A 14129-nucleotide genomic window follows, 5' to 3' on the forward strand; every position below is an offset into this window, starting at 1 on the left:
CAGGAGTGTTCCGTATGACCGGCTCATTGGTGAAGAACATCCTGCGCGCACTGGCGCAGCCGACGCACGCATCGATCTGGCAGGACACGGTTGCACAACCGCAGGCGCCGGTGCAGGCAAGCATCGTCGATCAGCCCTCGTCGCAAGCGGTGCAGGTTCACGGCGCTGAACGGACAGCAACCGCCGAACTGAACGGATACCCACCGGTCGAACGCTGGCAGCATTGGACGGAGTACGACCCCAAGGCATGGCCTCAGAAAGTCGAGCGTTCCTATACCCTGGTGCCGACGATCTGCTTCAATTGCGAAAGCGCCTGTGGTCTCCTGGCGTATGTTGATACTTCCACGCTCAAGATACAAAAGTTCGAGGGAAATCCCCTACACCCCGGTAGTCGGGGGCGCAACTGCGCCAAAGGACCGGCAACGCTCAATCAGGTCTACGACCCGGATCGCATTCTTTACCCGCTCAAGCGGGTCGGTCGGCGCGGCGAGGGGAAGTGGAAGCGCGTCAGTTGGGACGAGGCGCTCGACGACATTGCCGGGCGCATTCGTCGCGCTCTCGTCGAAAAGCGTTTGACTGAAATCATGTATCACGTCGGTCGTCCCGGTCATGATGGCATTATGGAATGGGTGCTGCCTGCCTGGGGTGTAGATGCCCACAACTCGCACACGAATGTCTGCTCATCGAGCGCACGGTGTGGTCAGGCGTTGTGGATGGGGTATGATCGCCCGTCGCCGGATCATGCGCATGCGCGCGTCATTCTGTTGATCAGTTCCCATCTCGAAACCGGCCATTACTTCAACCCGCACGCGCAGCGGATTATGGAAGGGAAGATGGCAGGCGCGAAATTGATCGTCCTCGATACCCGTCTGTCGAACACCGCTTCGCTGGCGGACGAGTGGCTTGCTCCCTGGCCCGGCAGCGAGACGGCCATTCTGCTGGCAATCGCCAGGCATCTGATTGTCGGCAAGAAGTACGACCGCGACTTTGTGCGTCGCTGGGTCAACTGGGAGCAGTATCTGCGTTGCGAGCACCCTGATCTGCCGGTGCGCTTCGAGACCTTCGAGGCGAAGTTGGAGGAACTTTACGCTTCCTTCACATTTGAGTTTGCCGCGCAGGAGAGTGGCGTCAGCGCCGAACAGATCGCGCGCGTGGCGGACTATATCGCGCAGTGCGACGGTCGCCTCGCCACCCATACCTGGCGCAGCGCCACGAGCGCCAATCTGGGCGGGTGGATGGTCGCGCGTTGTCTCTGGTTCCTGAATGTGTTGACCGGCTCGATTGGACGGGAAGGCGGCACATCGGCGAATGTTTGGGACAAATGGGTTCCACGCCATCCCAATATGGCGCCGCACGTCCAGGTTTGGAACGAACTGACCTGGCCCCAGGAATACCCGCTCAGTTTCTACGAACTGAGCTATCTGCTCCCTCACTTTCTCAAAGAAGGTCGCGGCAGGGTTGATGTTTATTTCACTCGTGTCTACAATCCCCTCTGGACCAACCCGGACGGTATGAGCTGGATGGAAGTGCTGACCGATGAATCGAAGATCGGGTTGCATGTTCATCTTTCGCCCAGCTGGAGCGAAACCGGTTTGTTTGCCGACTATATTCTGCCAATGGGTCATGGCGCCGAACGTCACGATATCATGAGCCAGGAAACGCATGGCGGTTGCTGGATCGCCTTTCGCCAGCCGGTGATCCGCGAAGCATTGCGCCGCCTTGGCAGACCGGTCAACGACACGCGCCAGGCGAACCCCGGTGAGGTGTGGGAAGAGACGGAGTTCTGGATCGAACTCTCGTGGCGTATCGATCCTGATGGCAGCCTGGGAGTGCGCCGAACGTTTGAAAGTCCCTACCGGCCCGGCGAGAAGATCACGGTCGATGAACTCTATGCCTGGATGTTCGAGAATCATGTGCCCGGATTGCCCGAAGCGGCGGCGAAGGAAGGGTTGACGCCGCTGGAATATATGCGTCGCTATGGCGCATTCGAGTTGCGCAAAGGCGTTCAACCGACCTACGATCAACCACTGACGGCGGCAGAACTCGAAGACGCGACGATAGACCCGGAGACGCAGGTGGTCTACACCAGAAAGCCTGCCGCGCCTTCCTCGAATATCACACCGCTCCCCTTCTTCCAACCAGACCCGGAGCGTGGTCGTCCAGTCGGCGTGCAACTCGAGGATGGTTCACGCCTGATCGGTTTTCCTACACCCTCGCGCAAACTGGAGTTCTACTCGACGACGATGCGCGATTGGGGTTGGCCCGAGTATGCCATCCCGACCTACATCCATAGCCATGTGCATCCCAGCAGGGTTGACCGTGAACGAAACGAAGCCGTGTTACTCTCGACCTTCCGCCTGCCCACCCTCATCCATACTCGTAGCGGTAATGCCAAATGGCTTTACGAGATCAGCCATAAGAACCCGGTCTGGATCCATCCATCCGATGCGCAGCGGCTTGGCGTTCGGACTGGCGATCTGATCAAGGTCGTGACCGCTATTGGCTACTTTATTGACCGTGTCTGGGTGACAGAAGGCATCCGCCCTGGCGTGATCGCCTGTTCTCATCATCTTGGGCGCTGGCGGCTTCAGGAGGATGTTGGCGGCAAACTCTCCACCGCGCTCGTCGAACTGACGCCGATGGGCGAGGCGCAATGGCGGATGCGCCAGATCCATGGGATTCAGCCGTATGCCAGTTCCGACCCCGACACCGAGCGTATCTGGTGGAACGACGCGGGAGTGCATCAAAACCTGACGTTTGCTGTTCAGCCGGATCCGGTCAGCGGCATGCACTGCTGGCATCAGAAGGTGCGACTCGAGCGTGTAGGACCAGACGACCGCTATGGTGACATTTTCGTCGATACGCGCCGCGCGCATGAGGTGTATCGTGAGTGGCTGGCGATGACCCGTCCTGCGTGTCAGGTGTCGCCGAATGGTCTTCGGCGACCGCACTGGCTTCTGCGTCCATTCCGCCCCGATCTCGAAGCGTACTATCTTCCCGACCGACATTTCGGCAATGGGCATATCGTCACGGTCGAACCATGCGTATCAGATCACAGGAAATGACCATGGAACACGGAGACGGTGACCTGTCGGCCGCCAGACAGTCGCTCTATGCCCTGCTGGCGCGCCTGTATCTGCGTCCGCCGGATCTGGCGGTACTGGCGACATTGCGTAGCATCCCCGACATTGCCGATACGGCGCCTGAAACAACCGACGCACTCGAACATCTTCAGGTCGAGTATGAAGCCATTTTCGGACGCAATGCATACCCTTACGAGTCGCTCTATGTCGATCACGACCTGATGCTGAATACCGCTGCTGCGCAGCGGTTTGCTCAACTCTGCTATCAGTGCGGGTTTGCGGAAGAAACAACAGTTGGCGCGCCAGACCATCTTGGGCGACAGTTGGGACTCATGGCGCACCTGCTGGCAATCGAGATCAGGGCGCTGCGCGAGCAAAACCCGGCGCTGCTGAGGTGGGCGCGCGCGCAGCAGCACCGCTGTCTGGTCGAGCATCTCGCCCATTGGACGCCGGTCTTTCTCGGGGTGGTCGAGCGTGTGGCGGATCATCCCCTGTACTGCACGATTGCGCGGGTGACGCTTGAGTTGATCCTGGACGATCTCGAACAGAGCGACGGTCTGCCGCCATGGATCCCGCTCAGTGAACATCGGGTCGCCCCTGATCCGTCTCCGACTGCCGGGCGAGATGAGGATGACGGTGCATTGTTTGCGCATGCCGGCGATGATAATGAACGTGATCTCAATCAGATCGTGCGTTCCCTGATCATCCCGGATGTCGCCGGGATGTTCATCAGTCGCCGCGACATCGGCGCGCTTGGTTGTCGTCTGGGGATTAAGGCGCCGCTCCGTGAACGGATGCAGATGATGCGCGATCTTTTCGATGCCGCTGCTCGATTCGAGCGCATCCCGGCGCTCCTGGATCACCTGGATGAACTCTTTGCCGCTGAGTTCTGGCGTCTGGCGGTCGTGACCGAGCGGTATCCAGTCTGGACGGCGCATGCCCGGCATTGGCTCTCCCGGCTCGAGCGGAGTCGAGCGATGATTCGTGAACTTCGCACACAGTTTCTGGCGTATCATGCCCAGGAAATAGAGTGACATGGGGAAGACGCATCTCGAACAGGTGTGAGGAGCCGACCATGATTGAGACGAGAGACGGCAATTTGCTGCTCGATGATATTCTCGAACGCTCCGCTGCATTGCACCGCCATCTCTGCCCGCGCCAGACGCTTGGCGCGCGTATGGGGATGCTGGCAGGGCGCTTGCTGGGATTGGAGTTGCCGCAGACGAACAAGCGATTGTTCACCTTTGTGGAAACTGATGGTTGCTTTGCCGACGGGGTCAGCGTCGCCACCGGATGCTGGCTTGGTCGCCGCACGATGCGCCTGATCGACTATGGCAAGGTTGCCGCGACTTTTGTGGATACGCGCACCCGCCAGGCGGTGCGGATTCGCCCACATCCACAGGCGCGGCTGGAAGCCCGGCGCTATGCTCCGCATGCAAAGAGCCGCTGGCATGCCTATCTCGACGCCTATCGGATCATGCCTGACGAAGTGTTGCTCGAAGCCCGCCGGGTGGAACTGACCCTAGACCTCGACCGCCTGATCAGTCGTCCGGGGGCGCGGGTTGTGTGCGACGAGTGCGGCGAAGAGATCATCAATGAGCGTGAAGTCCATCGTGAGGGACAGATACTCTGCCGGAGGTGCGCTTGTGGGGAAGAGCGCTATTACAGCAGCGACAACGAATCCGGAACGGGATCGCTCGCAGAACCATCATTGGTGCGATTCGTCCCATCCGGGCGGATTCCATCCTTGATCGGCGCTGAACTCTGATGGGGAGCAATGATGACAATGCTCTCCTTGCGCAGCGCCAGGCGCACTCGCCCGCCCGGCGTCAGGTTCATGGATGCGTATGACGACGCCGGATAGACCGCTTCGATCTGTCGGCCATCGGGCAGCGCAACGCGCAGGTGATGGATGTGACGCCCCAGGCGTCGTTCGGCGACAATGCCATCCAGATGATTCGTGCCCACAACGCGGCTGAGCGGGCGGTCAGGATAGATCAACCGAATATCCTCCGGGCGAATATACGCCACCACCTGCGCTCCGGGAGACGCATCGAGCGGTGGCGCTTCGAGTGCGATCCCGTCCCAATCGAGCAGCGCGCCGGATGGTCCGGTTCTGGTGACGCGCGCGCGGATTGCGTTCGGAATACCCAGAATAGTGAGCACCTGCGAATTTGCCGGTCGCGTGAACACATCCTCGATATTTCCGATCTGTTCGATCCGACCGTCACGCACGACCGCCAGGCGATGCCCAACGGCAAAGGCGTCGTCAAGGTTATGGGTGACGTAGATCACAATCAGGCGACGCTCCGCCTGAAGCGCGCGGATCTCGTCGTGGAGCCGTTCACGAATAGGACGATCCAGCGCCGAAAAGGACTCGTCAAACAGCAGGACGCGCGGCTCGGTCGCCAGAGCGCGAGCTATTGCAACCCGCTGCTGCTGCCCTCCCGACAATTCGTGTGGCATACGCTGTGCGAGGTGTGCCAGGCGCATGCGTTCCAGCAACTCCATGGCGCGATCCCGCGCATCGCGCCGCCCCGCCAGTGGAAACGCCACATTCTCGATGGCGCTCATATGAGGAAAGAGCGCATACTGCTGGAACACATACCCAATGCGACGTTTGCGCGCAGGCAAATTGATGATCGGTTTTCCTGACATGCGCTGGAAAAAGGTTGTATCATTGAGTGCGATCAAACCGCTATCCGGCGTAGACAGACCGGCGATTGCCTGGAGCGTCTGCGTTTTCCCGGCTCCGGAAGGACCGAAGAGCACCAGGATTTCCGTATCAACGGAAAAGCGCATCTGAAGGGTGACATTCCCCAGGCGCTTGATAAAGTTCACATGGAGGTGCGAATTCATATTGGCGCTTTTGCAGACGGTTCAGAGCGCGTGTTCGGAAGCGGCGGATCCAGCCGGCGCGCCAGGATCAACCCGGTAAATGCCAGCGCTGTCATCACCAGCACCATCAGGTGTGCATCGGCGTACCGTTGCGACTGAACGGCATTGTAGATGGCGACCGGTAACGTTTGTGTGCGCCCAGGAATATTGCCGGTAATCATCAACGTTGCGCCGAATTCGCCAAGGGCGCGCGCCGAACTGAGGATCATACCCGCCAGAATGCCGCGCCGCGCCAGTGGCAGGGTGATTCGCCAGAAGATGCGCCATTCGCTTGCGCCGAGCGTGCGCGCTGCGTTTTCCAGCAGCGGATCGACATTTGCCAGCGCTGCCCGGCTACTCTGTACCATCAGCGGCAGCCCCACTACCACCGATGCGGCGACTGCCGCCTGCCATGTGAACAGAATGCGGATGTGGAACCACTCAAAGAGCGGGCTGCCCCGGCCAAACGCTATCAGCAGATAGTAGCCGATGACGCTCGGCGGCAACACCAGCGGCAGCATAATGACGGTTTCTACGATGATTCTGAGCGGAAAGCGGACGCGGGCGAGCAGGAATGCCAGCGCAATCCCCACAAAGAGGATGAACACGCTTGCGACTGCGGTGACCTGCAACGACAACCAGAAAGCGGGCCAGTTCATCGACTGACGATCTCTCCCGGAAGAATGAAGCCGTGTTTCTTCATGATGGCATGCCCCTCGGGGCTATTCACGAACGCAATGAAGCGCCGCGCTTCCTGTTCGCGCGGTGTGCCGGCAACCACCGCCGCCATTTGTAGGAGCGGGTGATCGGGATGCAGTTCGGCAGGGATGAGCGTCCAGTTGCCGTTGCCCTGAACGCTGAGCGACAGCGCCACGATGGCAACATCGACATTGCCGGTATCTGCCAGTGTCAACGTCTGCGCCACGTTCTCGCCGAGGACCAGGCGCGGCTGCACCTTCTCCCAGACGCCTGCTCGCTCCAGCGCCTCTTTCGCCGCCTGTCCGTAAGGGGCATGCTCAGGGTTCGCAATTGCGATCTGTTGGTAGACCGGATCGACGAGATCTGCCACTCGTTCCGGTTTCAGGGGACTGTCCGGGCGCGTCCAGAGGGTGATGCGACCCTGGGCGTAGAGTTCTATCGTATCAGGAATGACCATGCCTTTGGCATTCAATTCCTCGATGAACGACTTATTTGCCGCGTAAAACAGGTCGAACGGAGCGCCGCGTTCGATCTGCTGGGCAAGTTGGCCGGTCGAACCGAAATTGAATGCCACCCTGATACCGGTTTGTTCCTCGAACCGTTTGCCGATCTCCTGAAATGCCGGCGTCAGATCGGCAGCGGCAGCAACAACCAATTCGCTGCCAGAAGTGTTCGGAGGCGCCGATGGCGTCGGGACGGCGCTGCATCCGCTGGCAACGAGCAGAAGAGCGATCAGAATCAATACGTGATGGCAATGCTGCATAATGTCTCCGCTGCTTAACGATCCGCCGTTTGGATGCGCTCGCAGTGCGCTTGCGGCGCGCCCCTACCGTCCCCCTATCATACCAATGACCGGTGACCATCCGGCATGGTCACCCCGAGCAGCGCGAGGGGTCGTGCGCGACCCGCGCAGATTCCTCGCTGCGCTCGGAATGACCCGTCGCTGCGCTCGGAAGACACGTCGCTGCGCTCGGAATGACACGTCGCTGCGCTCGGAATGACCAGCATGCGGCATCTTCAATCGTCATTGGTATCACTCCTGGTCACATGCAACGTGGAACGTGGAACGGTCACACGACTGCGTGCCAGGCGCGCCCTCACTGTCCCACCTTCAACGTGCAACGTTCAACCGTCCCGCATGCAACGCAATGCGACACGCATCCAGCCATGCCAGGATCGCCTGGATCTGCCCGCGTCGAAACTGAACGACGAGATGGCGATACACGTGATCGGTGGGGAGCGTTGCCTCCCGGTGATCGAGGTCGTCGAGCAGGCGCTGACAGGCGTTCCGCTGTTGGTCTATCAGTGACTGCGTGGCGGCGGCGCCTTCCTGATGGGCAAAGTAGAGTTTTGCCAGGAACTCGAGCCGGAAATCGCGCCCGTGTGTAACCGGTGCGCGCATCCATTCGTCGAACGCTGCGCGTCCCTGCTCGGTGAGACGCAGCATCCGGCGCGGCGGGCGATTGATCTGGTTCTCGGTGGTTCCGACGAGGAGTCCTTCGTCTTCAAGACGATGCAGCAGGGCATAGAGATGCGCCTGCTTGATGCGCCAGACATCGCTCAGCGCTGTGGTGGTCAGGCGCTGATGAATCTCATAGGGATGCATCGGTTGTTGCCGCACCAACCCGAGGAGCGACAGTTCAATTGTCAGGGGACGCTTAACGGTGCTCATCTACTAACTATTCAAAAAATAAATATACACACACTATAGCCGAGGTTGGAAATGCTGTCAAATGACGATGCGATCAAGAAAGGTTGATGCGCTCGTATACGATCTGATGGTATCCGCCTCCCCACGGATCGCCGCGTTCGTACACTCCCAGCCCGGCGGCGCCGGCCAGCCTCAGGTAATGGTCAGCGCCTGCAATTTCGCCGCTTTCAGCGCGCAGATAGTCCGCCAGGATACAATCAATGGCGACCGGGTCGCGCGAGAAGAACAGGCTGTTGGGCGCTGCATTGCCGAAGGTGCGCCAGCGGCGTGGCGCGCTGATATTGTTCACGGGGTTGCCGAACAGCCCGTCGCCGATGGTGAGAATAGTCTTCTGGCGGATCTGCGGATGATTGTTGATATCGACTAGCGGGCTGTACCGGTCGGAGAAATAATCGGCGCCGATGTCGGTGTACCGGTGCAGCAGGTTGCACCGATCAATCGATCCAAAGTGGTTCTTGAATCCCAGGCTGATGCCGGCGCCGACATGACGCTTCATGATCGGCATGTTAATCAGGTAATGCAGATGGACCAACGCATTGCAAAAGGGCAGGTCTGGGAGAGCAGCAACGCCCGAAGGAGTGTTGAAACGAACCGTCTCGGTTGTGCTGAAGCCTAATTCGGGATGTTCGTCCTGATAGGAGGCGAAATTGACCTGCGAATACGCGCAGCGGCGCTTGAATCGCAGCGGAATAATGCCCGGGTGATCGCCGTGGGTGACATCGAATATCCAGATATGCTGCTCAAGAACGCCGATTGCCAGCAGCCCGCGAATAACGGCATTGATAGGCTCCATCAAGGCGTCGATCTCATTATCGTCGTCTTCGCGCGCTGCATTGTTCAGGCTGACCTTGATACCGATCATTTGCCCCGGCTGATAGTTCGGAAGGAGAACGGACCATGCGTCGGCGCGCGTCGAGGTGCGGGTCAATCGCGTGATGCCTTCATCGACCATATCGGCGACGATCTGGGCATCGACGCTGTCGCCGTACCAACCGCTCGAAAAGTTCCAGAAAGTCGCGCGCGGGTGGTAGGTGTGAACCACGTGTCCGCGCGGCAGGGGAACTGCTGTCGCGGTCGGGGAGGGAGTGGCGGTCGGCAAGGAAGTTGACGTCGGCGAGGAAGTTGACGTCGGCGAGGGAGTGAGCGTGGAAGACGCGGTTGCTGTTGTGGTGGCTCGCGCATCGACCACGATCAACGGGCAATACACTCGCGCAACAACCGGCGCATCGTTTGCGAGGTGTGTTGCGTACCCAATCGTTCGCTGCATATGTCCGACCAGGAGCCCTGAGACGGCTATTCCCCCTCCGATCAGGAACTGACGGCGGGTGAGACGGGGTTTTCGATCCATACTCCTCCTCCTGTGCAATCATTAACCGGAGCGGCGGGGCATGTCCACGTTGGTGCGCGCCAGACATGCGGTGCGCTGCGCATCGCAATGCGACTGTCCGGCAGTCATCTTGCACCGATGCATCGGCATCGGCGGGTGATGCCGATGCTCTTATGTGATCGACTCTGATGCGTGATAGGGGGAATGATGCTGATTGAATGAGGGAACAGTGATGGGTGTGACAGCTACAACTCTACCATGGCTCTTCTGCCAATGCAAGCATCGGTATCCTGGAGGAGCGATGAGATGCTATGGGTCGCATCTGCCAGATGCTGCACTTCGGTAAAGAAAGGGTCGTCACCCGACGTCGCCCGTCAGACCGGGAATGCGCACACGGCGTTCGATCATGGTGAGGATCAGGTAGGCGATGCCGACCAGTGCGATGTAGAACACGGCGACGATCAGATATATCTGGATCGGAGCGAAATACCGGCTCGCCAGAATCTTGGCCTGCCCCATAAGGTCGGGAACGGCGATCAGAAAGACGACCGAGGTATACTTCAGCATGGCGATGGCTTCGTTCGACCAGGCGGGCAGCGCCAGGCGCAGCGCCTGCGGCAGAACGACGCTCCAGATCGCCTGCCATTTGCTCATTCCAATGGCGCGCGCGGCAACCATCTGCCCTTCGCTCACCGATTGCAGCGCGCTGCGCAGATATTCCGCCTGATACGCCGCGCTGTTGAGACCAAGGGTAAGAAACGCCGCCTGAAGGCGCCCCAGGGTGATGCCGACGTCGGGAAGCCCATAGTAGACTGTGAAGAGTTGGATCAACAAGGGTGTTCCCTGAAAAAGAGTAATGTATGCCCCAAGCAATCGTTGCAGCCACACCGGTCCATAAACGCGCCCGATGCCGACCGGCAGCCCGACGATCATCCCAAGGATCAGCGAGATCGCCGCGATCTGAAGAGTCACGACGGTTCCCTGCAACAGGTCGGGGGTCACTCTGCTCAGAAGGTCGATAAAATCGTGCATGCTCGATGTGCAGGCGCTACTGTGTAATATTCCGCAAAAACACGCGTGTCCGTTCGTGGACCGGTTGTTCGAACATCTGCTGCGGTGTTCCTTCTTCCACGACCACGCCGCCTTCCATAAACACGACTCGGTTGGCGACCTGCCGGGCGAATCCCATCTCGTGCGAGACGACGATCATGGTCATGCCTTCGCCAGCAAGTTTCTGCATCACGGCGAGCACTTCGCCGGTCAATTCCGGGTCAAGCGCCGACGTGGGTTCATCGAAAAGCATGATGTGCGGATCCATCCCCAAGGCGCGGGCAATCGCCACCCGCTGCTTCTGTCCGCCGGACAACTGCGCCGGGTAATAATGGGCGCGGTCGGCGAGTCCCACGCGCTCCAACTCGAACATCGCCAGGTCGCGCGCTTCGTTTTTGCGCATCTTGCGCACCTTAACCAGACCAAGCATCACGTTGCCGAGCGCCGTCAGGTGGGTGAAGAGATTGAACTCCTGGAACACCATTCCAATACGCTGGCGCACCCGGTCCTGATTGACGCCGGGTGCGGTGATCTCCTGATCTTCCAGCCAGATGCGCCCTTTCGTCGGCGGGTTGAGCAGGTTGATGCAGCGCAGCAGCGTACTCTTGCCGGACCCGCTCGGTCCCACCAGCACCACGACCTCGCGTGGTTGCACAGTCAGCGATACGCCTTTGAGCACCTGAAGGGCGCCGTATGACTTATGCACGTCTTCGATACGGAGAATGGGCGATGTCATTGATTCTGAAACGCATGCGTCTATGACGCGGCTACACCTGCAATCGATACCGGCGTTCGAGCCACTGGAGCGCCTGGGTTGTGATGAGCGTGAGCGCCAGGTAGAGCAGCAGGGCGACGCCGAAGGCGAGGAACGGCTCGAAGGTGCGCGCACTGACCTGTTGCGCGCGCCGCAGAATCTCCGGCACGCCGACAGCGAACACCAGCGTTGAATCCTTCAGCACCAGCGTCGCCTCATTGCCCCACGCGGGCAGCGCCAGGCGCAGCGCCTGCGGCAGAACGACGCTCTGGATTGCCTGCAAGCGGCTCATGCCGATCGCCCGCGCTGCAATCATCTGCCCCGGCTGCACGGCTTGAAGGGCGCCGCGAAAGATTTCAGTCTGATACGCTCCCGATGCGAATCCCAACGCCAGCGCCCCGGCCCAGAAGGGTGATAAATTGACATAACGAGAAATAACAAAGAACAGAAGGAAAATGATAACAATTACCGGCACAGCACGCACAGCGACACTATAGGCGGAAACGACTATCTGAAGGGCGGGGTGACCATAGACGCGCGCAACTGCCATGACGATGCCAACCACCACGCCAACCGTCAGTGCAACTGCTGTAACGCTGATGGTCACCCACAGTCCCTGCACGATAAAATTGAAAGTCGTGAGCAGATTCTGAAACAAGTCCGCCATGCGCTTATGGCAGTCCGTGCTTTTCTTCGAGCGCTTTCACAGTGCCGTCATCGATCAATCCCTGAATGATCCGATCCAGTTCCGCCTTGAGGTCACCGGCGCCTTCAGGGATGGCGATGCTCTTGCCGCCCTCGGCGGTTGTCTCAGTGACGAGCAGCACCTTCAGATTATTCTTTTGGGCAAGTTCCAACGCGGGTTCGGCGTCCATCAGCACCAGTTGGAGCCGTCCACTGGCAAGGTCGAGCGCTGCCTGATCGGCGCGCTCATAGCTGAAGACCTTATCGGCAGGCGTTAATCCGGTGGCCACCAGGTTCTTCTGAATCCACCCTTCCTGAACCGTACCGGTCTGTGCGCCGATGGTCATTCCCGCCGCATCCTCCGGTTTGCTCATGACAATTGTTGTATCGCCGGCGCCGATAAATGCATCTTTCGTCATGCGGTAAGGAATGGTGAAATCGACCTTCTCTTCACGCTCGGCGGTCGCCTGCATGGCGGCGATCACGGCATCGATCTTGCCTTCCTGGAGCGATGCGATCAACGAGTCGAACGGCATATCGCGAATCTCGACCTGGACGCCGAGTTTTTCGCCGACAGCGCGGATGAGGTCCATGTCGAAACCGACGAAGTTGCCATTGGCGTCGATCGACTCGTAGGGCGGGTAGTCTGCCGACGTGCCGACGATGAGTTTGCCGGCTGCCCGGATCTGCGCCAGTTTCCCCTCTGGTTGCGTGGCGGGTTGGGTCGGCTGCGCGGCGGGTTGGGTCGGCTGCGCGGCGGGTTGGGTCGGCTGCGCGGCGGGTTGGGTCGGCTGCGCGGCAGGCGCTCCGCCGCAGGCGCTAATCGCCAGGATGGCGGCGATCAGCGTCACGATAAGTAGCATTTGTTTCTTCATGAGACTCCTCCTGATGGTCGTATCTGCGCGTTGCACAGAGCAGCAGACACGCTGGGGCATTTGATAGCGCGAAAAGTATAACACAGGTGTACGAGGGTTCTGCAGCGGGCGAGGCGCCCGTCACCGCGCGCGTGCTGCGCCCAGGGCGCCCGTCACCGCGTAGGGAGTGCCCCTAGGGTGCCCGTCACCGCGTGGGGAGCGCCCTGGCGCGCGTGCTGCGCCCACAACACAGGGGACAGCGCAGCACCCAGAGTCGGTGGCGGTGGTGACAGGCGCCTGGGGTGGCCGGGTGCCTCACCCGGCAGTGGCAGCGGGCAAGGTGCCCGTTACCGCGCGAGTGGTCGTGCGGTAGCATGAACAAAAGACAGCGGTTGCGTGTGTGGAACCGCTCGACCGAAGAGAGAACTCCAATGCCCTATGCTCGTCGAGACACGATTACCTGGCAACCAGGGATGTACTATCATATCTACAACCGCGGCGCCCACCGGATGCCTATCTTCCGCGAACCGAAAAACTACGCTTTTGTTTTGCAGCGAATTGAGCAGTACGCCCGGAATTTGCAGATTGCCGTTATCGCCTGTTGCCTGATGCCCAATCATGACCATTTGCTGGTGCGTCAGGATGGCGACTCGCCCGCCGGTCTGCTTCCTCAACGAGTCTTCAACAGTGATACCAATGACCTGTGACCATCCGGCATGGTCACCCCGAGCAGCGCGAGGGGTCGTGCGCGACCCGCTGAGATTCCTCGCTGCGCTCGGAATGACAAGTCGCTGCGCTCGGAATGACACGCATGCGGCATCTTCAATCGTCATTAGTACTATACCAAAGCCTTCAATAAGCGCTACCGGCATAGTGGCACACTATTTGAGCATCGTTTTCGAGCCAAACCGGTCACTGATGATGTGTATCTGCTCCACCTCTGCTGTTACATTCACGCCAACCCCGTGAAAGATGGACTGGTGCTCGATCCAGGACAATGGCCGTACAGTAATTACCTGGAATGGGTGAAAGAACGGCACAGTCTGCCGATCGATCAGGATTTTGTCCAAACCCGGATAGACCAGCCCGG

The 14129-nt window shown here is 59.7% G+C and carries 13 protein-coding genes; 4 read left to right on the forward strand and 9 right to left on the reverse strand.

All coding sequences use genetic code 11. The features are described from left to right. Positions 1-14 precede the first annotated feature (14 nt). The 3 genes from RCAS_RS11175 to RCAS_RS11185 are packed head-to-tail and all read left to right on the forward strand — an operon-like array spanning position 15 to position 4851. On the forward strand, positions 15-3065 hold the full coding sequence (locus tag RCAS_RS11175; protein ID WP_012120681.1) for a molybdopterin dinucleotide binding domain-containing protein: 3051 nt from the start codon (positions 15-17) through the stop codon (positions 3063-3065). Between the two features lie 2 nt (positions 3066-3067). Further along, positions 3068-4117 (forward strand): TorD/DmsD family molecular chaperone, encoded by a 1050-nt coding sequence (locus RCAS_RS11180; RefSeq protein ID WP_012120682.1) that lies wholly within the window; start codon positions 3068-3070, stop codon positions 4115-4117. Positions 4118-4158: 41 nt separating this feature from the next. After that, positions 4159-4851 carry an FmdE family protein gene (locus RCAS_RS11185; protein ID WP_012120683.1) on the forward strand — a complete coding sequence of 231 codons (693 nt, stop codon included), beginning with the start codon at positions 4159-4161 and terminating at the stop codon, positions 4849-4851. Here RCAS_RS11185 and RCAS_RS11190 read toward each other — a convergent pair. The 9 genes from RCAS_RS11190 to RCAS_RS11230 form a co-directional block, all read right to left on the reverse strand. Beyond that, positions 4746-5942, reverse strand: coding sequence for an ABC transporter ATP-binding protein (locus RCAS_RS11190; RefSeq protein WP_012120684.1), 1197 nt, complete (start codon positions 5940-5942; stop codon positions 4746-4748). The two genes, RCAS_RS11185 and RCAS_RS11190, sit on opposite strands and share 106 nt — an antisense overlap. Then, positions 5939-6619, reverse strand: coding sequence for a molybdate ABC transporter permease subunit (modB, locus tag RCAS_RS11195; RefSeq protein WP_012120685.1), 681 nt, complete (start codon positions 6617-6619; stop codon positions 5939-5941). Before modB ends, RCAS_RS11190 begins: the two co-directional genes overlap by 4 nt. Further along, the gene (gene modA, locus RCAS_RS11200) at positions 6616-7422 is read right to left on the reverse strand and encodes a molybdate ABC transporter substrate-binding protein (protein WP_012120686.1); all 807 of its coding nucleotides are present in this window, start codon (positions 7420-7422) and stop codon (positions 6616-6618) included. The genes modB and modA overlap by 4 nt, the downstream gene beginning before the upstream one ends. 348 nt (positions 7423-7770) lie before the next feature. Then, complete coding sequence (locus tag RCAS_RS11205; RefSeq protein WP_012120687.1) at positions 7771-8331, reverse strand: PadR family transcriptional regulator; 561 nt, start codon at positions 8329-8331, stop codon at positions 7771-7773. 73 nt (positions 8332-8404) lie between these two features. Further along, a complete protein-coding gene (locus tag RCAS_RS11210; RefSeq protein ID WP_012120688.1) occupies positions 8405-9718 on the reverse strand; it encodes a DUF362 domain-containing protein in 1314 nt (437 codons plus the stop codon). Between the two features lie 336 nt (positions 9719-10054). Continuing rightward, positions 10055-10729 (reverse strand): amino acid ABC transporter permease, encoded by a 675-nt coding sequence (locus RCAS_RS11215; RefSeq protein ID WP_012120689.1) that lies wholly within the window; start codon positions 10727-10729, stop codon positions 10055-10057. A gap of 16 nt (positions 10730-10745) precedes the next feature. Continuing rightward, entirely contained in the window at positions 10746-11483 is a 738-nt protein-coding gene (locus tag RCAS_RS11220; protein ID WP_012120690.1) for an amino acid ABC transporter ATP-binding protein, read from the reverse strand. A 31-nt stretch (positions 11484-11514) separates the two neighbouring features. After that, positions 11515-12168, reverse strand: coding sequence for an amino acid ABC transporter permease (locus tag RCAS_RS11225; RefSeq protein ID WP_012120691.1), 654 nt, complete (start codon positions 12166-12168; stop codon positions 11515-11517). A gap of 4 nt (positions 12169-12172) precedes the next feature. Then, a complete protein-coding gene (locus tag RCAS_RS11230) occupies positions 12173-13060 on the reverse strand; it encodes a transporter substrate-binding domain-containing protein (protein ID WP_012120692.1) in 888 nt (295 codons plus the stop codon). A 410-nt stretch (positions 13061-13470) separates the two neighbouring features. Here RCAS_RS11230 and RCAS_RS11235 point away from each other — a divergent pair, with 410 nt between their 5' ends. Next, on the forward strand, positions 13471-13746 hold the full coding sequence (locus RCAS_RS11235; protein WP_198136032.1) for a transposase: 276 nt from the start codon (positions 13471-13473) through the stop codon (positions 13744-13746). The last annotated feature ends 383 nt before the right edge of the window (positions 13747-14129 follow it).

This window comes from Roseiflexus castenholzii DSM 13941 (assembly GCF_000017805.1).
Taxonomy (GTDB): Bacteria; Chloroflexota; Chloroflexia; order Chloroflexales; family Roseiflexaceae; genus Roseiflexus; species Roseiflexus castenholzii.